20 protein-coding genes and 1 other annotated feature are annotated in these 19,312 nt (G+C 59.6%); of the genes, 15 read left to right on the top strand and 5 right to left on the bottom strand.

Annotation, left to right across the window (positions count from 1 at the left end):
* The first annotated feature begins 43 nt into the window (after positions 1–43).
* From ACT8X9_RS03680 to tyrS, 14 genes are all read left to right on the top strand, one after another.
* Positions 44–664 carry a SpoIIIAH-like family protein gene (locus tag ACT8X9_RS03680; RefSeq protein ID WP_227620826.1) on the top strand — a complete coding sequence of 207 codons (621 nt, stop codon included), beginning with the start codon at positions 44–46 and terminating at the stop codon, positions 662–664.
* A gap of 109 nt (positions 665–773) precedes the next feature.
* Complete coding sequence (locus ACT8X9_RS03675; protein ID WP_149793355.1) at positions 774–1,160, top strand: Asp23/Gls24 family envelope stress response protein; 387 nt, start codon at positions 774–776, stop codon at positions 1,158–1,160.
* A 79-nt stretch (positions 1,161–1,239) separates the two neighbouring features.
* Positions 1,240–1,674 carry a transcription antitermination factor NusB gene (gene nusB, locus ACT8X9_RS03670; protein ID WP_227620827.1) on the top strand — a complete coding sequence of 145 codons (435 nt, stop codon included), beginning with the start codon at positions 1,240–1,242 and terminating at the stop codon, positions 1,672–1,674.
* Complete coding sequence (locus ACT8X9_RS03665; RefSeq protein WP_227620828.1) at positions 1,671–2,612, top strand: glycoprotease; 942 nt, start codon at positions 1,671–1,673, stop codon at positions 2,610–2,612. Before nusB ends, ACT8X9_RS03665 begins: the two co-directional genes overlap by 4 nt.
* Positions 2,600–3,823: an exodeoxyribonuclease VII large subunit gene (gene xseA / locus ACT8X9_RS03660; protein WP_444268156.1), complete on the top strand. Its 1,224-nt coding sequence runs from the start codon at positions 2,600–2,602 to the stop codon at positions 3,821–3,823. The genes ACT8X9_RS03665 and xseA overlap by 13 nt, the downstream gene beginning before the upstream one ends.
* Positions 3,801–4,025 carry an exodeoxyribonuclease VII small subunit gene (gene xseB / locus ACT8X9_RS03655; RefSeq protein ID WP_227620830.1) on the top strand — a complete coding sequence of 75 codons (225 nt, stop codon included), beginning with the start codon at positions 3,801–3,803 and terminating at the stop codon, positions 4,023–4,025. The genes xseA and xseB overlap by 23 nt, the downstream gene beginning before the upstream one ends.
* A gap of 22 nt (positions 4,026–4,047) precedes the next feature.
* Positions 4,048–4,938 carry a polyprenyl synthetase family protein gene (locus tag ACT8X9_RS03650; RefSeq protein WP_444268155.1) on the top strand — a complete coding sequence of 297 codons (891 nt, stop codon included), beginning with the start codon at positions 4,048–4,050 and terminating at the stop codon, positions 4,936–4,938.
* 86 nt (positions 4,939–5,024) lie between these two features.
* Positions 5,025–5,495, top strand: a complete 471-nt coding sequence (locus tag ACT8X9_RS03645) for a divergent PAP2 family protein (protein WP_227620832.1) — start codon at positions 5,025–5,027, stop codon at positions 5,493–5,495.
* 126 nt (positions 5,496–5,621) lie between these two features.
* A complete protein-coding gene (gene dxs / locus ACT8X9_RS03640) occupies positions 5,622–7,505 on the top strand; it encodes a 1-deoxy-D-xylulose-5-phosphate synthase (protein WP_444268154.1) in 1,884 nt (627 codons plus the stop codon).
* A complete protein-coding gene (locus tag ACT8X9_RS03635; RefSeq protein WP_249234636.1) occupies positions 7,502–8,305 on the top strand; it encodes a TlyA family RNA methyltransferase in 804 nt (267 codons plus the stop codon). The genes dxs and ACT8X9_RS03635 overlap by 4 nt, the downstream gene beginning before the upstream one ends.
* 19 nt (positions 8,306–8,324) lie before the next feature.
* Positions 8,325–9,176, top strand: a complete 852-nt coding sequence (locus ACT8X9_RS03630; protein WP_249234635.1) for an NAD(+)/NADH kinase — start codon at positions 8,325–8,327, stop codon at positions 9,174–9,176.
* Positions 9,177–9,197: 21 nt separating this feature from the next.
* The gene (locus tag ACT8X9_RS03625; protein ID WP_249234634.1) at positions 9,198–9,686 is read left to right on the top strand and encodes an arginine repressor; all 489 of its coding nucleotides are present in this window, start codon (positions 9,198–9,200) and stop codon (positions 9,684–9,686) included.
* Positions 9,687–9,702: 16 nt separating this feature from the next.
* Positions 9,703–11,370, top strand: coding sequence for a DNA repair protein RecN (gene recN / locus ACT8X9_RS03620; protein ID WP_412591114.1), 1,668 nt, complete (start codon positions 9,703–9,705; stop codon positions 11,368–11,370).
* A gap of 54 nt (positions 11,371–11,424) precedes the next feature.
* Positions 11,425–11,673, top strand: a binding site (T-box leader).
* Positions 11,674–11,738: 65 nt separating this feature from the next.
* Entirely contained in the window at positions 11,739–12,959 is a 1,221-nt protein-coding gene (gene tyrS / locus ACT8X9_RS03615) for a tyrosine--tRNA ligase (RefSeq protein ID WP_249234632.1), read from the top strand.
* A 125-nt stretch (positions 12,960–13,084) separates the two neighbouring features.
* On the opposite strand, the gene ACT8X9_RS03610 is transcribed toward tyrS, so the two are convergent.
* The 5 genes from ACT8X9_RS03610 to asd form a co-directional block, all read right to left on the bottom strand.
* Positions 13,085–13,552 (bottom strand): ACT domain-containing protein, encoded by a 468-nt coding sequence (locus ACT8X9_RS03610; RefSeq protein WP_249234631.1) that lies wholly within the window; start codon positions 13,550–13,552, stop codon positions 13,085–13,087.
* Positions 13,553–13,595: 43 nt separating this feature from the next.
* Entirely contained in the window at positions 13,596–14,882 is a 1,287-nt protein-coding gene (locus ACT8X9_RS03605) for a CapA family protein (RefSeq protein WP_444268153.1), read from the bottom strand.
* Positions 14,883–14,937: 55 nt separating this feature from the next.
* Positions 14,938–15,696 carry a 4-hydroxy-tetrahydrodipicolinate reductase gene (gene dapB, locus ACT8X9_RS03600; RefSeq protein WP_227620841.1) on the bottom strand — a complete coding sequence of 253 codons (759 nt, stop codon included), beginning with the start codon at positions 15,694–15,696 and terminating at the stop codon, positions 14,938–14,940.
* A 76-nt stretch (positions 15,697–15,772) separates the two neighbouring features.
* Positions 15,773–16,666, bottom strand: coding sequence for a 4-hydroxy-tetrahydrodipicolinate synthase (dapA, locus tag ACT8X9_RS03595; protein ID WP_227620842.1), 894 nt, complete (start codon positions 16,664–16,666; stop codon positions 15,773–15,775).
* Positions 16,667–16,711: 45 nt separating this feature from the next.
* Entirely contained in the window at positions 16,712–17,794 is a 1,083-nt protein-coding gene (gene asd / locus ACT8X9_RS03590; RefSeq protein ID WP_444268152.1) for an aspartate-semialdehyde dehydrogenase, read from the bottom strand.
* 153 nt (positions 17,795–17,947) lie between these two features.
* Between asd and queA the strand changes: the two genes are divergently transcribed.
* A complete protein-coding gene (queA, locus tag ACT8X9_RS03585) occupies positions 17,948–19,003 on the top strand; it encodes a tRNA preQ1(34) S-adenosylmethionine ribosyltransferase-isomerase QueA (protein ID WP_444268151.1) in 1,056 nt (351 codons plus the stop codon).
* Positions 19,004–19,312: the final 309 nt, after the last annotated feature.

The following is a 19,312-nucleotide window of genomic DNA, read 5'->3' as shown; positions in this document are numbered from 1 at the left end:
TTGCAGCTATGAGAACCATGAAATATGCAAGGAGGAGACACGGATGAGAGCTATCACCAAAAATACACGCAGGGTCACTGCGCTGACCCTTGCGGCGGCGCTGGTCGTGGCAGTATACCTCAACTGGCAGTACGCCCGCACCGGCATCGGGGTGGATGAGGAGGCCGTCAACGTCTCGGCGGTGGCCGTGGAGGGAGAGCCGGTGGCTTCGCCCGTCACCGACGGGCTGATGACGGAGGCCGAGGCCGTATCCAGCGCCAACAAGAATTACGGCGAGGCCCAGCTTGTCAGCGTAGCCAACGACGCAGGGGCAAAATTCTTCGAAGAAGCCCGTCTCAAGCGCCAGAAAGCCCACGATGAAGCGATGGACACCATCCAGAAGACTCTCAAGACCTCGGGCCTCTCCGCCGAGGAGAAAAAGGACTGCACCCGGCAGATGACCGCAAACCTCGAGGACCTCAACGCCGAGAACGAGATCGAAACGCTGGTCAAGGCGAAGGGCTTTGCCGACTGCCTCTGCTTTTTGCAGTCCGGCCGGGCAGACCTGACCGTTATGACCTCCGGCGACGCCCTGACCGCGGCACAGGTGGCTCAGATAAGAGACATCGTCCTCAGCAAGAGCGAGGTGACTGCACAGAATATTACTGTGGTGGAAGTGAAGTAAGGTGTTGTATAAAACCGGAGAAAATGGTATAATGGCATCAAAGGTTTTGCAAAGGGCTTTGCCTTTTGCATGGATCGCACAAAATAAAATGGGCGTTCGCTCATTTTGGATGGAGGGCCATAGAATGGATTTACAGAATATGGATCTGAAGGGCGGCAGTCTGCAGATCTCCACGGAGGTCATCGGCAAGATCGCTCGTTGTGCAGCGCTGGAGATCGAGGGCGTGGCAGAAGTGTCCTGCGGCAAGCAGAACCGGAAGGTGAAAGACCTTCTGGAGCGTGCCAACGTCCAGTCGCCCGTCACCGTAGAGATGCGGGATGGCACGGCAGAGATCACTCTGGAAATTGTGGCGGCCTTTGGCGCACGCATCCCGGCTGTGGCCGAGAAGGTGCAGGAGAACGTCAAGTCTGCTGTCCAGAACATGACCAATGTTACGGTCAGCCGTGTTGACCTTGTCATTGCCGGTCTGGCCCCGGCGGCTGAGCCGCAGGCCTGAGCCGAGAACGAAAACGAAAACAAAGATGCGGTCAGCCTTCCCGCAAAAGGGAAGGCTTTGCCGCTGTGAGAGGAACATTATGGAAAATATTCTGCCCCGCCGTGAAGCACGCGAAAATGCATTTCTGCTGGCATTTTCTCAGACCTTTGGTGACATCCCCCTGCAGGAGGCTCTGGATAACCACCACGAGTGCGACGAAGAGCACCCCGTGGATGTGTTCGGACAGCGTCTGCTGCGGGCCTACTACGAGCACTCCGCCGAGGTGGATGACCTCATCAGCGCCCATCTGCGCAACTGGACGATGGAGCGTCTGCCCCGCGTGAGCCTGACTGTGCTTCGTCTGGGTCTGGCCGAGATGCTGTACGGCGATGAGAAGAAGCCCGGCGTCGTCATCAACGAGGCCGTCGAGCTGACCAAAAAGTATGGCGCAGACGAGGATTATCAGTTCGTCAACGGTCTGCTGGGCACTGTGGCACGGGAACAGGGTCTGGACGCAGAGTCCGAGCAGCTGTGAGCAGTTATACACTGGGCATCGACACCAGCAACTATGCAACCTCTCTGGCCGTCTTTGATACAGCCGGAGAGGTTGTTTGCGCAAAAAAGCGTTTTCTTCCGGTCAAGGAGGGCCAGCTTGGCCTGCGCCAGAGCGATGCGCTGTTTCATCACACGGCGGCTCTGCCTGCGATGATGGCAGAGCTGGGCGGCGAATTCGATTTGACGAAGATCAGCGCCGTGGGCGTGTCGGAAAAACCTCGTCCGGTGGAGGGCAGCTATATGCCCTGCTTTCTGGCAGGTGTCAGCGCCGCTGAGGCATTCGCTTTGGCCCGGGGGATCCCTCTTGTCCGCACGACCCATCAGCAGGGCCACGCGGCGGCGGCACTGTTTGCCGCCAAAGGGGAGACACTTTTCCGCGAGAAAACGCTGCTCTTCCACATCTCCGGCGGCACCACCGACCTTCTCCTCTGCGATGAGGTGAAGCATATCGAGACGCTGGGCACAAGCTCCGACCTCTACGCCGGACAGGCAGTGGACCGTGTGGGCGTCAAGCTGGGCTTTGGGTTCCCGGCTGGCGCGGAGGTCTCCCGTCTGGCCGCAGAATGTGAGGAGACCATCAAGCCGAAATCCAGCGTCCGAGGGATGGAATGCAGCCTTTCCGGTCTGGAGAACCAGTGCAACGCCCTGCTGGCGGCGGGCAAAAGCCCCGCCTATGTCTGCAAATACTGTCTGCTCTGCGTGGCGGATACGGTGGTCAGGATGACCAAAGCTGCCCAGAAGGAATATCCCGGGCTGACGGTGGTCTGCGCAGGCGGCGTCATGAGCAGCGACATCATCCGCAGCTGGGTGCAGCAGCGCCTTCCGCAGGTGTATTTTGTGCCCGGACAGTATTCCAGTGACAACGCCATCGGCGTGTCCATTCTTGCGGCACGGGAGGCCGGTCTATGGCTGAAGTGATCTCTGTCTCTGCCCTGAACCAGTACGTCAAGACCCTGCTGGATGCAAACGACATCCTGTTTGATCTGGCGCTGCGGGGCGAGATCGCAAACTTTGTACAGAATGCCCGCAGCGGCCACTGCTATTTCTCTCTTCGGGACGCAGCTGCCAGCGTCAAGGCGGTGATGTTCCGCTCGGATGCAAGACGGCTCGGCTTCCGGCCCGAGGAAGGCATGAAGGTGGTCGTACGCTGCCGTGCTACTCTTTACGAGCGGGACGGCGCGTTTCAGGTCTACGTCAACGAGATGTTCCCGGACGGCATCGGCGCGGCGCAGCTGGCCTTTGAGCAGCTGAAAGCCAAGCTCGAGCAGGAGGGACTTTTCGCGGCAGAGCATAAAAAGTCTCTGCCCGCTTACCCCAAATGCATCGGCATCGTCACCAGCAAGACCGGTGCGGCACTGCAGGACATCCGCAATGTCATCAGCCGACGCTGGCCGGCAGCAAGGCTATTGCTCTGCCCGGTCAGCGTGCAGGGCTTTGAGGCCGCGCAGCAGGTCGCCGACGCCATCGGGCGGCTGGACCGGAGCGGGAAAGTGGACGAGATCATCGTGGCCCGGGGCGGCGGCAGCCGGGAAGACCTCTGGGTCTTCAACGCCGAGGTCATCGCCCGGGCGGCGTACCGCTGCAAAGTGCCGCTCATCAGCGCCATCGGACACGAGATCGACTTTACCATTCTGGATTTCGTGGCGGACCGCCGTGCACCGACGCCGTCGGCAGCGGCAGAGCTGGCGGTGCCCGACCGCGCAGAGCTTCTGCGGGTGCTGCTCCAGCTGGAACAGCGCTGTCAGAGCACCTTGCAGAGCCGTTTTGCTGCGGCATCGGGGCGTCTGGAAAGGGCCGGGCAGCAGCTTTCCCGCGATATGACCCGCCGGACACTCACAGCCGGGCAGACAAAGCTTGAGGCATACCAAAAAGAGCTTGAGGATGCAGCCCGGAGCGGCATCCAGAAGCGAACAAATCAGCTTCGTCATGCTGCCGCGTTGGCCGACTCCCTCAGCCCCTACCGGGTGCTGGGGCGCGGCTACGCGATGGTATACGACAGCAAAAACAGGCTGTGCAGCGCGGACGCCCTTTCTACGGGCGACCGGATCACCCTGCGCGGCGCAGCGCATACGGCAGAATGTACGGTCTTGTCCGTGGAGGAACTGAATGAGAGCACCCAAAAGCTTTGAGGACGGCATGGCCCGTCTGGAAACCATCCTGAGCCAGATGCAGAGCGAGGAGACGACCCTTACGGAGTCGGTCAAGCTTTATGCAGAAGCGGCTTCGCTGATGGAATACTGCCATGCTGCGCTGGAAAAGGCGTCGCTCCAGATGGAGGAGATCGACGCTGCCCGCAGCGAAAAGGCAGAGGCAGAACCCAAAGAATCATAACAGCCCGCAGGGAGGAATCATAATGGAGAGCACCGAGTATAAAAAGCAGTACGGCGAATATCTGGCCCGTGCAGAAGAAGCACTGAACCGGGCGTGCGAGCGCTATCTGCCCGAGGAGTCTGAGGTCTGCCGTGCGGCACGCTACAGCCTGATGGGCGGCGGCAAACGCATCCGGGCCGTGCTGGTGCTGGCCGTGTGCGATATGCTCCACGGCAGCGCCGAGGCGGCGGAACAGTTTGCAGCGGCCGTTGAAATGCTGCACTGCTATTCGCTCATCCACGACGACCTGCCCTGCATGGACAATGACGATATGCGCCGGGGCAAGCCCTCCTGCCATAAGGCATTCGGAGAGTCTACTGCCATGCTGGCGGGCGATGTGCTGCTGACGGAGGCCTTCGAGGCTGTGGCCGGTGCGCCTGCTCCGGCATCGGTCTGCGTCCGCGCAGCACAGGCGCTCGGCGCAGGAGCCGGGAGCCGGGGCATGGTGTATGGACAGGAGCTTGACCTGAAATACGAGGCGCTCGCCGCTACGGAAGAACAGCTCCGCCTCATCCACCGCCACAAGACGGGGGCGCTCATCAATGCGGCCATCCAGATGGGCGGCGCGGCGGCACAGGCCGACGAGGCCCAGCGCAAAGCGCTGGAAGCCTACGCCTACGGCATCGGCCTAGTGTTCCAGATCGTGGACGATGTGCTGGATGTGACCAGCACCGCCGAGCAGCTGGGCAAGCCCATCGGCAGCGACAGCGAGAACGGTAAGACGACCTTCGTCACCCTGTTCGGCGCGGACGGAGCGATGCAGCTGGCGGAGAAACTGAACGATGAGACCTGTGCGGCGCTGCATGACACATTCGGCGAAAAGAGCGCTTTTCTGGAGCAGCTGGCCCGCACGCTGCTGGCCCGCCGCAGCTGAGCATCGTGTCTGGGACGATAGGGCAGATGCGGCGCTTATGACGTCGGCTGCGGGAATGCGATAAAATTCAAGAAGGAGAACAAACAATGCAACTGATCAAGGAATTGTTCTCGGTCAACGAGATACTGACGGTCTCCATCGTAAGCTGGTTCGTCGCACAGGTGCTGAAGACGATCATCAACTTCATCCTGCTGGGCAAATTCCAGCTCGAACGGATGTGGGGCGATGGTGGTATGCCCAGCGCCCACAGTGCCACGGTCTGTGCGATGGTCATTGCCGCCGCCCGCAGCGAGGGCATCAGCTCGGCCATCTTTGCAGTGGCCAGCGTAGTCGCCATCATCACCATGCACGATGCAATGGGCGTGCGCCACGAGACCGGCGAACAGGCAAAGGTGCTCAACCAGATGATCGAGGAGTGGATCGACATCAGCGAAAAAAACGCTCCCTTTCTGCAGAATATGCATCTGAAGGAGATGGTCGGACACACGCCGCTGCAGGTCATGGCAGGCATGGTCGTCGGCGTCGTCGTCGGCTTTTTGTATCCGATGCACCTCTAATAAGAAGTTGTTTTCATAAGCAGTGCGCCCCATCCGGGCGGTGTTTCAGGAGACCGCCCTGCCTGCAAAAATGACTTCTGTGTTGAAATTATCCGGAATTTGAAATGTGAGGAGGACGGTCACTTTATGCATCCTTCACTGCTTCAGAATATTTCACAGCCAAGTGACCTGAAGCGCTTGAACAGTGCGCAGATCCAGCAGCTCTGCGGGGAAATTCGTCAATTCCTGCTGGACAGCGTATCCAAAACGGGCGGACATCTTGCTTCCAACCTCGGCGCAGTCGAGCTGACGGTCGCGCTCCATCGCATCTTTGAGACCCCCCGGGATGCGTTCGTTTTCGATGTGGGCCATCAGTGCTACACCCACAAACTGCTGACCGGACGGTACAGGCGCTTCGGCACCCTGCGGCAGCTGGACGGCCTTTCGGGTTTCCCGAACCCGAATGAGAGCGTTCACGATGCTTTTATCGCCGGGCACGGCAACACCGCCCTCTCGGTCGCCATCGGCATCGCATGGGCCAAAAAGCTCAAGGGTGAGCCGGGCCATGTGGTGGCCATCATCGGCGATGGTGCCTTTACCGGCGGCATGGTCTACGAGGGAATGAACAACATCGGAAAGCTGGACAATCTGATGGTCATTTTGAACGACAACAAGATGTCCATCTCTCACAATGTCGGCGCACTGGCAGGGTATCTGGGCCATCTGCGCACCACGACCCGTTATTTCACGGCAAAGGAGAATGTCAACAGCTTTCTGAGCGGGGTGCCGCTCGTCGGTGCGCCCATCAAGACTGCCCTGCAAAACAGCAAAAAAGTGGTGCGTCGGGCCATGTATCACTCCACGATCTTCGAGGACATGGGGTTCCATTATTTCGGCCTCATCGACGGCCACAACGAGCCGGAGCTGGAGCGCATCCTGCAGACGGTCTGTGCCCAGCCCGGGCCGACGCTGCTCCATGTTGTGACAAAGAAGGGCAAGGGCTATGCCCCGGCGGAGTCGAATCCCGGCAACTATCATGGCGTCTCGAAGTTCGATCTGGCAGGCATCCCCGACCCGGAGATCGCCCCGGCGGAGTCGTTCTCGAATGCCTTTGGCCGTGCGCTCAGTGAGGCCGGAGATGCGGACGATACCCTCTGTGCCATCACGGCAGCGATGAAATATGGCACTGGTCTGCAATTTTTCAGCCACGCCCACCCGGAGCGCTTCTTTGACGTCGGGATGGCTGAGCAGCACGCCGTGACCTTCGCCGCCGGCCTTGCCAGCAAGGGGATGCTGCCGGTGGTCTGCATCTATTCGACCTTCCTGCAGCGTAGCTATGACCAGATCATCCACGATGTCAGCCTGCTGCGGGAGAATGTTGTCTTTGCCGTTGACCGCGCAGGTTTTGTGCCCGGCGATGGGGAGACCCATCAGGGCATCTACGACCCGGCCTTCCTCAGTCAGGTCGGAATGCCAATCTACTCGCCCTCGAACTATGAGGAGCTGCGGTACTGGCTGGCCATCCTGCTGCGGCATGAGATGCAGGGGCCTCGGGCCATCCGCTACCCCCGCGGCGGCGAGAGCAAGGTCTTGGCCGGATACGGCTGCACGGGCAGGGAGTACGACAAGCTCGTCTCTCTGCCGGGTGCAAAGACTGCTCTGGTGAGCTATGCGGATGAGGTGGAGGATGCCCTTGCCGCCGCAGAGCTGCTGGCAGAAGAGGGTATCCCCTGCGATGTGTATAAGCTGGTCCGCATCTTTCCGTTCGGGAAAGAGCTGGTGCAGGAGCTTTCGGCCTACTCCATCGTCCTGATGGCAGAAGAGTGCGCAGCCTGCGGCGGCATCGGCGAACATCTGGCCCGCGCTCTGCAGGATGCAGGCTGGTGCGGCCGGTACATCCACCGCGCGGTGAGGGAGCTGAGCCTGCCCCACGCGACGGTGCCCCAGATCAAGCAGGCGACCGGACTGGATGCGGTGCATCTGGCCGAGGCCGTGCAGGCGGCAGACCCGAAAGGAGAGAAAACACTTTGAAAATTCGTTTGGACCAATATCTGGTGCAGCACGGTATGATCCAGAGCCGTGAGCGCGCCAAGGCTCTCATCATGGCCGGTGTCGTCTTCGTCAACGAGCAGAAGGTGGACAAGGCTGGTGAGATGATAAAGGAAGATGCCAAGGTCGAGGTGCGCGGCCACGACATCGGATACGTCAGCCGGGGCGGACTCAAGCTGGAAAAGGCGATGCAGTGCTTCCCGCTGACCCCTCGCGGCAAAGTCTGTATGGACATCGGTGCGTCCACAGGCGGCTTTACCGACTGTATGCTGCAGAACGGTGCCGTCAAGGTCTATGCCGTGGACGTGGGATACGGCCAGCTGGCATGGAGCCTGCGCACCGACGAGCGTGTCGTGAATATGGAGCGGACCAACATCCGCAATGTCACGCCGGATATGCTGGCCGAACCAGTGGAGTTTTTCAGCGTGGACGTGTCTTTTATCTCGCTGCATCACATCTTTCCGGTGGCGCAGGCCATCACGACGCCGGACGCGATGGGCGTCTGTCTGGTCAAGCCCCAGTTCGAGGCAGGCCGTGAGAAGGTGGGCAAGAACGGTGTCGTCCGTGACCCTGCCACCCACCGCGAGGTGCTGCACAACGCCATGGGCTATGCCGCCGCAAACGGCTTCGTTGTGCGGGGGTTGGATTTCAGCCCAGTCAAAGGCCCGGAGGGGAACATCGAGTATCTGATGTTCGTCCAGAAGAGCGAGCAGCCCGGCGTGCTGGATGATTCCGTCGCCGAGCAGGTCGTGGCCGCAAGCCATAGCTCGCTGGACAAATAAATCGGCTGGGAGACGTCATATGACCGTTTACATTTCGCCAAACCCCGGCAAAGAGCAGGCGGTGGCCACCGCCCAGCGGGCAGCGCAGCTCCTGCTGATGCAGGGGGCCACCGTCCTGATGCGGGATGACCTGAACGAAACCTGCTGCGCCGATGGGGTGCAGTACCTTCCGCTGGAAGAGTGCCTCCCGCGTACCGATGTTATCCTGACCATCGGCGGCGACGGCACCATCCTGCATGAGGCGAACCTTACGCTTCAATACCAGAAGCCCATCCTCGGCATCAACATCGGCCGCTGCGGCTTCCTTGCCACCTGCGAGGTGGATGAAATGGAGGAAAAACTTGCGGCGCTGGTGCGGGGCGAATATCTGCTGGACAGCCGGATGCTGCTCTATGTGCGGGTGCTGGGCGAAGAGAACTGGGAGGGCCATGCCCTCAACGACGTGGTCGTGACCAAAGGCCGCCTGCAGCAGGCCATCGATTTCAGCATCTACTGCGACGACATCCTTGTAGAGCATTATCGCGGAGACGGCGTCATCGTAGCGACGCCCACCGGCTCTACGGCCTATTCACTGGCGGCAGGCGGGCCGATCCTTGACTCGCAGACCAAGGGCATTGTCGTCACGCCCATCTGCCCCCACAGCCTGACCAGCCCGGCAATGGTCTTTGCACAGGAGCGGAAGATCAACATCTGTGTCGGGCAGGTGGTGGACAACGAAGTGTTCCTGAGCTGCGATGGTGCGGCGGAATATCCGCTCAGCGCCGGTTCGACGGCAGAGATCCGCCTTTCGGACCAGATCGTACAGCTCGTCACCTTCAGCAGGGCGGATCAGTTTCAGGCCATCGACCAGAAGCTGCGCAGCCGGAGATAACAACAAGAGGAGGCAAGGAATATGGGCCGAAACAATCCAGCTGAGTCAAAAGGCAAGGCGGAACGTCAGCAGACGATCCTCCGCCTGATCCAGGAGAACCCCATCAGCCGTCAGGAGGTGCTGCTCGAGCACCTGCGTCAGGAGGGCTTCGAGGTGACGCAGGCGACTATTTCCCGGGACATCCGGGAAATGTGTCTCGTCAAAGCCGCCACCGCAGACGGCTACCGCTATGTTTCCAGCCACAACGAAAGCCTCAACCCCAAGATGCAGGGCCGGTTCGAGACGATCTTCCGCGAGTCGGTGCTGGGTGTGGATTTTGCCGGGCATGTCGTGCTGGTAAAATGCTATTCCGGCATGGCGAACGCCGCCTGTGAAGTGTTCGACGCCCTGAAGTGGAAAAATGTCGTCGGCACCCTTTCTGGCGATGATACGTTCCTGATCGTGGCCCGTTCGGAGCGGGACGCCAAGACTATCTGTTCGGAACTGACCCGTCACATCGGGCAGAAATAAACGCGGGAGTGAAACTATGCTGAGCAGCCTGCAGATCGAAAATGTTGCAGTTATCCAGAAAGCCAATGTCCATTTTGAAAAGGGCCTCAACGTCCTGACCGGTGAGACGGGCGCAGGCAAATCCATCCTCATCGACTCCATCAACGCTATTCTGGGTAACCGCGCCTCCAAGGATCTCGTGCGCACCGGTGCGGCCAAGGCTGTCATCCGGGCTGCATTTGAGGATGTGCCGCCTGCCGTCCTTGACAGTCTGGAAAAGGCAGGCTACGAGCGCTCTGAAGCGCTGCTGCTCAGCCGCGAGATCACCGCCGAGGGCAAGAGCACCTGCCGCATCAACGGGATGCCTGCCACCGCCGCTGTCCTGCGGGAGCTTTGCGGCGGACTTATCAACATCAATGGCCAGCACGACTCGGTGGGTCTGCTGAACCCGGCCCGGCATGAGGGCATTCTGGACGCTTACGCCCAGAACAGCGCGGAATATCAGGCATACTATGCCATCTATCGGGAGCTGGTGGGGGTCAAGAAAACGCTGGACGCCATGATCACCGACGAGGGCGAAAAGCAGCGCCGCATCGACCTGCTGAGCTATCAGGTGCAGGAGATCGACGATGCGGCGTTGACGGCAGGGGAGGAGCAGACGCTGGAAAGCCGCCGCAAGGTGCTGGCGAATGCTTCCACCATCCGGGACCGCATTGCCCAGTGTTACGCGCTGCTCTCGGGCGGTGACGAAGCCCCCGGTGCCGTTGACCTTCTGGGCGAAGCCTCCAACGCCGTGGATGCAGCGGCCCAGCTCGACGGAGAGCTGTCTGCCGGTGCGGGCCAGCTGCTCGACCTCTATTACACCGCAAAGGATGTCGCCGCCGACCTCATCGGCCGTCTGGACGCTTACGACACCAACGACGCAGAGCTGGACGAGATCGAGCAGCGCATCGATCTCATCTACAAGCTCCGGCGGAAATACGGCGATACAGTAGAGGACATCCTCGCGTTTGGCGAGCGGGCACGGCAGGAGCTGGAGATGATACAGTCCTCGCAGGAGAGGGTGGAGCATCTGCAGAAGGAGCAGCGCCGTCTCTATACCCTTGCGCGGGAAAAGGCGGAGCTTCTGACCCAGACCCGGCTGAAGGCGTTTGAAGAGCTGAACAAGCGCATCTCTGACACATTGGACTTTCTGAATATGCCGGGCGTGCGGATGACGCTCCGCCATACGCGGGGGCCGCTGGCCAGTCACGGACAGGACAGCATCGAGTTTTATATCTCCACGAACCCCGGTGAAGCCCCGAAGCCTCTGGCAAAGATCGCCTCAGGCGGCGAGCTGAGCCGTATCACCCTCGCCATCAAGAATGCGATGGCCGACAAGGACGCTGTGCCGACCGTCATCTACGACGAGATCGACAGCGGCGTTTCCGGCAAGGCGGCCAGCCGCATCGGTGAGGTGCTGCGCCAGAGTGCCGAGGGTCATCAGATCCTTTGCATCACCCACACGGCCCAAATCGCTGCGCTGGCAGACTGCCATCTGCTCATCCAGAAGAACATCACGAATGAGCGTACCTATACCGAGATCCACCCGCTGGACGAGAATGGACGGGTGGAGGCGCTGGCCCGCCTCATCTCCGGCGACCATGTCACGGAGCTTTCGCTGGCCAACGCCCGGGAAATGCTGGGCTGGAGCGCCGGGAAATAAGCAGGCGCTTTTGTGCTTGACATTCCCACGGGGATGTGCTAAACTGAATCTCGTTGAAAGGCGAAGATGGGAACCGAGTACCCTGATGCGCTCTGCCCAGAGAGGCCCCGGCTGGTGAAAGGGGCTGCGGAGACGCAGGTGAAATACCTCCCGGAGCTGCAGGCTGAACGACGAGTAGGCTGTGCCGCGTGCGAGCGTTACAAACGCAGGAGTGTCACTCTACTCTGGGGTGTGCACTCGTGAGGCCGTCTCTGTGAAGAGGCGGCAAACAGAGGTGGTACCGCGAATTTTATCGCCCTCTGCCAATTTATTTTGGCGGAGGGCGTTTTGTTTTTCCCTCTGCCCGACAAAACAGGAGGAAATTTCTTATGACTCTGTACGAAGAACTGAAAGCCCGCGGTCTGGTGGCCCAGATCACCGATGAGGAGATCATCGACCTTATCAACAACGGCAAGGCTACCTTCTACATTGGCTTCGACTGCACCGCCGACAGCCTGACCGCCGGACATTTCATGGCCCTGACCCTGATGAAGCGCCTGCAGATGGCAGGCAACAAGCCCATCGCCCTCATCGGCGGCGGCACCACTATGATCGGCGACCCCTCCGGCCGCACCGATATGCGCAAGATGCTGACCAAGGAGGACATTGCCCACAACGCTGCCTGCTTCAAGAAGCAGATGGAGAAGTTCATCGACTTCTCTGAGGGCAAGGCCTTGATGCTGAACAATGCCGACTGGCTGCTGAACCTGAACTATGTCGAGCTGCTGCGCGATGTGGGCGCCTGCTTCTCCGTCAACAATATGCTGCGTGCCAAGTGCTACGAGCAGCGCATGGAGAAGGGCCTGTCCTTCCTTGAGTTCAACTACATGATCATGCAGAGCTACGACTTCTACTATATGTTCCAGCACTACGGCTGCAATATGCAGTTCGGCGGCGATGACCAGTGGAGCAATATGCTGGGCGGCACTGAGCTGATCCGCCGCAAGCTGGGCAAAGATGCCTATGCCATGACCATCACCCTGCTGACCGATTCTCAGGGCAAGAAGATGGGTAAGACCGCCGGCAATGCCGTCTGGCTCGACCCCAACAAGACCAGCCCCTTCGAGTTCTATCAGTACTGGCGCAACGTCGGCGATGCAGATGTCATGAAGTGCATCCGGATGCTGACCTTCCTGCCGCTGGAGCAGATCGATGAGATGAGCACCTGGAAAGATCAGCGCCTCAACGAAGCCAAGGAGATCCTTGCCTTCGAGCTGACCAAGATGGTCCACGGCGAGGAGGAGGCCAACAAGGCGCAGAACGCAGCCCGCGCACTGTTCAGCGGCGCTGCCGGAGATACCGAGCATATGCCCGGCACCCAGCTGACCGAGGCCGACCTGACCGATGGTGCCATCGGCATCCTGACCCTGATGGTCAAGGCTGGTCTGGCTGCTTCCAACGGCGAGGCCCGCCGTCTGGTCGTGCAGGGCGGCGTTCTGGTGGATGGCGAAAAGGTCGCTGCCCCCACGGCAAGCTTTACCGCCGAGCAGCTGTCCAAGGGTATCGTCATCAAAAAGGGCAAGAAGGTCTACCACAAGGTGAGCCTGTAAGCTTCTGGTAAAACAATAGCCCCGGCTGTCTTCTCTCTGTGACAGGAGAGGGGACAGCCGGGGCTTTTTCATACAAAAATCTCCCCTGTCCCGCACAGGACAAGGGAGACTCGTTTTTATTCAGGTCACAGCTCGTAAGCCTTCTTCAGGACTTCATAGGCAGCATCCTCATTCTCAGAACGGACGAGCAGGGAAATGTCAAGGTCGCTGGTAGTGATAAGCAGCACCTCGATGCCTGCCATTGCCAGAGCGTTCAGGGCACGCGCGGCAACACCGCAGCTGGTGACCATCTCTTCTCCGAAGAGGTTCAGCTTGGAGTAGCCCACGCTGATGAGGGGAGAGGCCTTGGCATCCTTGTCGAGATTCGCGGCAGAGATGGCCTTCATCACCAACGGCAGATCACTGCTGGATGCCGTGAAGCTGAAGTCCATGCTGGTACCGTGGGGGGCGCTCTGGCTGATCATATCCACCACAACGCCGGTGTCGGCGAAGATCTGCAGATAACGAGCCATCGTGTTGCCCTTGAACTCAGCATCCTGCACGCTGATCATCATCAGGCTCGGCTCGATATTGATTTTGGAAACACCGTACATAGTAAACACTCCATTCTGCCCATCGGGCGTTCTGATTCAAACTTTATGCAAGCTCCAAAAATTCGCTGTTGATGTAGGTCTGTGCCGTCTGACGGATGTAATCGTATCCGAAGTTTGGGTAGGCAGCGCGGACGCCATGGGCCTTTGCAAGCTCCGGCGTATAATCCCGGAACAGATAGGTGCGGACGTTGGACTTTCCGGCGTCATAGTGGGTCACTGTCACATGGAGCTTCGGGCCGCGCACCGCGCAGCGGACGCTGCCGTCCGGCTCGACGGTCTGCTCCAGATCCAGTGTCAGGACCGCGCCGATGAGCTGGTCGGGCTTGCTCTGGGTGGTCAGGAAATTTCCCAGCGAATAGGCCACAAAGACGTTCCGCCCATCGGCTGCGGTGCGCCATTCGGCGTCCTGCAGAACGTGCGGGTGGGTGCCGATGATCACATCCGCGCCCCAGTCGGCCAGAGACTGAGCTAAGGTGCGCTGTGCCTGCGTGATGTTGTGGCTGTCCTCGACGCCCCAGTGTACGCCGACCACCACAAAATCGGCCGCCTGCCGGGCCGCCCGCACCTGCTGCTCCATGACATCCTGCTGGCTGGTGTAGATGATGTTTGCGGTCATCTTGCTGTTCCGGGGGATGCCGTTGGTGTGCTCAGTGTAGGAGAGGTACGCGATCTTTACGCCGTCCACGGTTTGGATGGGGATGCGGCCATAGTCCGCCTCGCCCTTCCACAGGCCGGTGGTGATCACATCCTCGGGCATCGTCTCCCAGAACCGGAGGGTGGCGGCAATGCCCGCAGCCCCCTTGTCGTAGGTGTGATTGTTCGAGAGGCTGAACACCCGGAAGCCTGCCCGGTAAAGCGCTTCGGCGCACTCACCGGGAGTCGAGAAGCAGGGGTAGGTAGAGGGCGCAAGCTCTTTGCTGCAGAGCGTCTCCTGATTGATCCAGTTGATGTCCTGCTGTGCATAGAAATCAAGCAGATTCGCGTAGCAGTAATCGAAGCTGTATCCTTCGCCCTCTGCAGCCCGCCGGGCAGCCTGCGAATAGATGGGTGCATGGATGAGGTTGTCCCCTGTAGCCGAGAAGCGCAATGTCGTGACGACAGGCTGCGGCTCAGGCACAACAAGCTCCTCCGAAACAGCAGGGGACTCCGCCTCCGTTGCCGGAGGAATTGCATCCACGATGCGGCGGGGCCAGAGGCGCAGAGAGAGCAGCGCCGATACGGCCACCAGCAGGACCCCCAGTGTGTACAGGGTGACGCTCTTATGCGAGGTGTGCTTTTGGGCGGAACGCCGACGGCGGGGAGGGGCTGCGTGCTTTGCGTGCTTGGCCATAGGCTCGTCTCCTGACGCACGATACCGTGCCTTATGATGCCATGCGCAGAACAGCTTACATCTCTGCGATCATGTTACTCATATTGTACAGGCCCGGCTCCTTTTTTGCAAGGTAAACGGCAGCATTTATCGCGCCATTTGCAAAAATATTGCGGGAGTATGCCGTGTGGCGGAGGGTGATGACCTCGTCCGGGCCGCAGAACAGCACCTCGTGGTCACCCACGATGCTGCCGCCGCGCACGGCGCTGATGCCGATCTCCTTGGGGTCGCGCTTCTGACGGACGGCAGAACGATCATAGACGTAGTGGTAAGCGCCGTTGTTCTCCTCATTGATGGCGTCGGCCAGCATCAGAGCCGTGCCGCTGGGAGCGTCCAGCTTGTTGTGATGGTGCTGCTCGACGATCTCGATGTCATAGTTCGCACCCAGAATGGCCGAAGCGCGCTTGCACAGCTCGGACAGGACATTGATGCCCATGGACATATTGGCACTCTTGAACACCGGGATGCTGCGGGAGAGCTGGACGATCTTCAGCTGCAGCTCCTCGGACAACCCGGTGGTGCAGACCACGATGGGCAACTTGTGAGCCTCGCAGTAGGGCAGTGCCTTCTCGACTGCCGCCGGGGCGCTGAAGTCGATGACGACATCGCCTTTGCCGTCCAACTTGTCCAGACTGTCGTATACAGGGATGCCGTTCAGCTCGCCGTCCTTCATGTCGATACCGGCCACGACGCGGCAATCCTCCCGCTGGGCGATCATCTCGCACAGCACATGGCCCATCCGGCCGCCGATGCCCTGAATGATAATATCGGTCATTGTCAATATCCTCTTTTTTCTCATACGGCAAAATGCCCGGAACACACTGCGCCGGGCATTCTGCACATAAAATCGTTTATTCCTTGATGACTCCCGCAGCCTGCAGGGCCTGCTCGATCTGCTCCTTGTGAGCGTCGCTCGGCTCCACGAGGGGCAGGCGGCACTCACCGGCCTCCCAGCCCAGCACGTTCATGGCATACTTGACCGGGATGGGGTTGACCTCACAGAAGAGAGCGTCACACAGCGGCAGCATCTCCAGCTGCAGTGCGCGGGCTTTTGCCGTGTCGCCGTCGAACCATGCCTTGCAGCAGTTGTGCACCAGCTCCGGCTTGACGTTGGAGACGACGCTGATGACACCCTTGCCGCCCAGAGACAGCAGAGGCACCACCTGATCGTCGTTGCCGGAGTAGATGTTCAGTTCGTCGCCGCAGAGGGCTGCGATCTTCGCCACCTGACCGATGTTGCCGGAGGCCTCCTTGATGCCGTTGATGAGGGGGTGCTTGCTCAGCTCCTTGGCCGTCTCGGGGGCGATGTTCAGGCCGGTGCGGGAGGGCACATTGTACAGGATGACCGGGATACCGCCGGCCTCAGCCATTGCGGTGAAGTGGGCCACAAGACCGGCCTGAGAGGTCTTATTGTAGTAGGGCGTCACCAGCAGCAGGGCGTCCGCACCGCAGGCAGCAGACTTTGCGGCCAGAGCACAGCCGTGGTCGGTATCGTTAGAACCGGCACCGGCGATGACCGGCACACGGTGGTTTACGAGATCCACGGTGTACTTGATGGCGGCCAGCTGCTCTTCGTCGGTCATGGTAGAGCATTCACCGGTGGTGCCGCAGATGACGATGGCGTCGGTGCCGCGGGCGATCTGATCCTCAACGATGCGGCCCAGCTCGTCAAAATTGATGCTGCCGTCCTCGTACATCGGGGTGATGATGGCAACACCTGCACCGGTAAAAACAGGATTCTTCATAGCAAAAACTCCTTTGCAGCGCGTTGGTTCTCAAAAACGCGCAGATCAATCGAAATAGCCCTTGGCTGCCAGCAGCTCGGCCAGCAGCACAGCTCCGCCTGCCGCACCGCGCAGGGTGTTGTGGCTCATGCAGGCAAACTTGTAGTCGAACAGGGTATCTTCCCGCAGACGGCCGATGCAGACCGCCATGCCGTGCTCGGTGTTGCGGTCCAGCTTGGGCTGGGGACGGTCGTTCTCCTCAAAGTAGTGGAGGAACTGTTTGGGTGCGCTGGGCAGCTCCAGCTCCTGTGCGGGACCGCGAAACTCCGCCCATGCCTTGAGGATCTCTTCCTTGCTGGGCTTCTTCTCGAAGCTCACGAAGACAGCGGCGGTGTGGCCGTCGGAGACCGGCACACGGAAGCACTGAGCGGTGATGACCGGCTTTTCAGCGTTGACGATCTGGTCGCCCTCGATGTGTCCCCACAGCTTGAGCGGCTCGCGCTCGCTCTTCTCTTCCTCGCCGCCGATGTAGGGGATGACGTTGTCAATGATCTCGGGCATCCGGTCGAAGGTCTTGCCTGCGCCGGAGATGGCCTGATAGGTACAGACCAGCGCCTTGCTGACACCGAAATCCTTCATCAGGGGATGCAGGGCGGGGACATAGCTCTGCAGGCTGCAGTTGGACTTGACCGCGATAAAGCCGCGCTTGGTGCCCAGACGCTTGCGCTGAGAGGGGATAATCTCGATGTGGTCGGCGTTGATCTCCGGCACGACCATCGGGACGTCCGGGGTGAAGCGGTTGGCGCTGTTGTTGGAGACGACGGGGCATTCTGCCTTAGCGTAAGCCTCCTCCAGAGCCTTGATCTCGGCCTTGGGCATATTGACGGCGCAGAAGATGAAGTCCACCTGAGAGGCGACCTCCTCCACCTTGGAGGCATCCAGCACGACCATCTTCTTGACGCTCTCCGGCATCGGAGTGGTCATAGCCCAGCGGGAGCCGACGGCTTCCTCATAGGTCTTCCCGGCGCTCCGGCCGGAAGCTGCCAGAGTCGTCAGCTTGAACCAGGGGTGATCTTCGAGCAGAGTAACGAAACGCTGGCCCACCATACCGGTCGCACCGACAACGCCCACTTTATACTGTTTATCCATTTCCAGCACCTTTCCTTTCAAAAAAAGCAAATTCACATAAGACCCCGCTTGCAAAGCAGACGTCTATGCAATATAATAGATACCGTCTATACAGATTTTATGATAACATTGATACGGTATTCGTGTCAATCATCGGAAAGGCAAATGCTAAGTATGTTAAAAAGAGATTTTTGGTATGATTTACCCAAAGAGCTGATCGCACAGGAGCCTGCGTGCCCCCGCGACGCGGCCCGGCTGATGGTTTTGAACCAGAAGGATGACAGCATCCAGCACCGCATCTTCCGCGATCTGCCCGAATACCTTGAGCCGGGCGACCTGCTGGTGGTCAACAACTCCAAAGTCCTGCCGGCCCGTATCGTGGGCGTCAAGCAGCCCACCGGCGCGGTCTGTGAGCTGCTGCTCCTGCGTCAGGTGAAGGGCGACCAGTGGGAGTGCCTCGCAAAGCCCGGCAAGCGGATGCAGCCCGGCACCAAGGTCAGCTTCGGCGACGGCAGCCTGACGGCCATCGTGGACGAGACGCTGGAGGACGGCAATAAGTTTGTCACCTTCTATTATGACACCGAAACGCTCTACGAAAAGCTGGACGAGTTCGGCAAGATGCCGCTGCCGCCCTATATCACCAAGCAGCTGGAAGACCAGAGCCAGTACCAGACCGTCTATGCCAAAGAACTTGGCAGTGCTGCCGCCCCCACGGCGGGCCTCCACTTCACTCCGGAGCTGATGGACACCATCCGCGCCAAGGGCGTCAACATCACAGAAGTGACGCTGCACGTCGGTCTGGGCACCTTCCGCCCCGTGCAGGAAGACGAGATCGCCGACCACAAGATGCACAGCGAGTGGTACTCCGTCAGCGAGGAAACGGCAAAGCTCATCCATGACACCAAAGCTGCGGGCCACCAGGTCATCGCCGTGGGCACCACCAGCTGCCGCACGCTGGAAGCTGTCGCCGCAAAGTACGGTGAGATCCGAGCTTGCAGCGGCAACACCGACATCTTCCTCTATCCCGGTGTCAAATTCAACTGCATCGACGGTCTCATCACCAACTTCCATCTGCCCGAAAGCACCCTCATCATGCTGGTGTCGGCCCTCTATGGCTACGAAAAGACGATGGCCGCATATAAAGTGGCTGTTCAGGAGCGTTATAGATTCTTTTCTTTCGGCGACGCTATGTTTATCGGAAACATGAAAGACGACGAAAAGTCGAAGTAACAAAAAAGCCCGGAAATCAAAAGGTTTTCGGGCTTTTTGCTGTCTCGGCGGTTTTGTAGAAAAACTGCAATTCCAGTCCATTTCGGAACAGAATTGAGGTGGTAAGCCCGTCTTTTATGCAAAAGTTTGAAGCCGAACGCTTATCAAGAAGCTGTCGGGTCAGGAAGAACTTATTCACACTCGAACAAGTCACGGGGCGTAAGGTCAAGAATATCACAAAGACCGAAGACCATCTCTGCTTTGGGGAAACTTGCACCGCATTCTGAATTGCAGACTGCACTCGTGGTAATGCCAAGCTTTACTGCAAGT

It is taken from the genome of Faecalibacterium sp. (genome assembly GCF_052358865.1).
GTDB lineage: Bacteria > Bacillota > Clostridia > Oscillospirales > Ruminococcaceae > Faecalibacterium > Faecalibacterium butyricigenerans.
Note: the sequence above shows the minus strand (reverse complement) of the source record. Positions and strands in the feature narration are given on the sequence as shown.

Excerpts from the sequence above, each read along its gene's own strand:
- ACT8X9_RS03650 (WP_444268155.1), top strand. The coding sequence starts at position 4,048 with ATGGAGAGCACCGAGTATAAAAAGCAGTACGGCGAATATCTGGCCCGT.
- ACT8X9_RS03645 (WP_227620832.1), top strand. The coding sequence starts at position 5,025 with ATGCAACTGATCAAGGAATTGTTCTCGGTCAACGAGATACTGACGGTC.
- nusB (WP_227620827.1), top strand. The coding sequence starts at position 1,240 with ATGGAAAATATTCTGCCCCGCCGTGAAGCACGCGAAAATGCATTTCTG.
- xseB (WP_227620830.1), top strand. The coding sequence starts at position 3,801 with ATGAGAGCACCCAAAAGCTTTGAGGACGGCATGGCCCGTCTGGAAACC.
- dxs (WP_444268154.1), top strand. The coding sequence starts at position 5,622 with ATGCATCCTTCACTGCTTCAGAATATTTCACAGCCAAGTGACCTGAAG.
- recN (WP_412591114.1), top strand. The coding sequence starts at position 9,703 with ATGCTGAGCAGCCTGCAGATCGAAAATGTTGCAGTTATCCAGAAAGCC.
- queA (WP_444268151.1), top strand. The coding sequence starts at position 17,948 with ATGTTAAAAAGAGATTTTTGGTATGATTTACCCAAAGAGCTGATCGCA.
- asd (WP_444268152.1), bottom strand. The coding sequence starts at position 17,794 with ATGGATAAACAGTATAAAGTGGGCGTTGTCGGTGCGACCGGTATGGTG.
- ACT8X9_RS03630 (WP_249234635.1), top strand. The coding sequence starts at position 8,325 with ATGACCGTTTACATTTCGCCAAACCCCGGCAAAGAGCAGGCGGTGGCC.
- ACT8X9_RS03610 (WP_249234631.1), bottom strand. The coding sequence starts at position 13,552 with ATGTACGGTGTTTCCAAAATCAATATCGAGCCGAGCCTGATGATGATC.
- xseA (WP_444268156.1), top strand. The coding sequence starts at position 2,600 with ATGGCTGAAGTGATCTCTGTCTCTGCCCTGAACCAGTACGTCAAGACC.
- ACT8X9_RS03675 (WP_149793355.1), top strand. The coding sequence starts at position 774 with ATGGAGGGCCATAGAATGGATTTACAGAATATGGATCTGAAGGGCGGC.
- tyrS (WP_249234632.1), top strand. The coding sequence starts at position 11,739 with ATGACTCTGTACGAAGAACTGAAAGCCCGCGGTCTGGTGGCCCAGATC.
- dapB (WP_227620841.1), bottom strand. The coding sequence starts at position 15,696 with ATGACCGATATTATCATTCAGGGCATCGGCGGCCGGATGGGCCATGTG.
- dapA (WP_227620842.1), bottom strand. The coding sequence starts at position 16,666 with ATGAAGAATCCTGTTTTTACCGGTGCAGGTGTTGCCATCATCACCCCG.
- ACT8X9_RS03625 (WP_249234634.1), top strand. The coding sequence starts at position 9,198 with ATGGGCCGAAACAATCCAGCTGAGTCAAAAGGCAAGGCGGAACGTCAG.
- ACT8X9_RS03605 (WP_444268153.1), bottom strand. The coding sequence starts at position 14,882 with ATGGCCAAGCACGCAAAGCACGCAGCCCCTCCCCGCCGTCGGCGTTCC.
- ACT8X9_RS03680 (WP_227620826.1), top strand. The coding sequence starts at position 44 with ATGAGAGCTATCACCAAAAATACACGCAGGGTCACTGCGCTGACCCTT.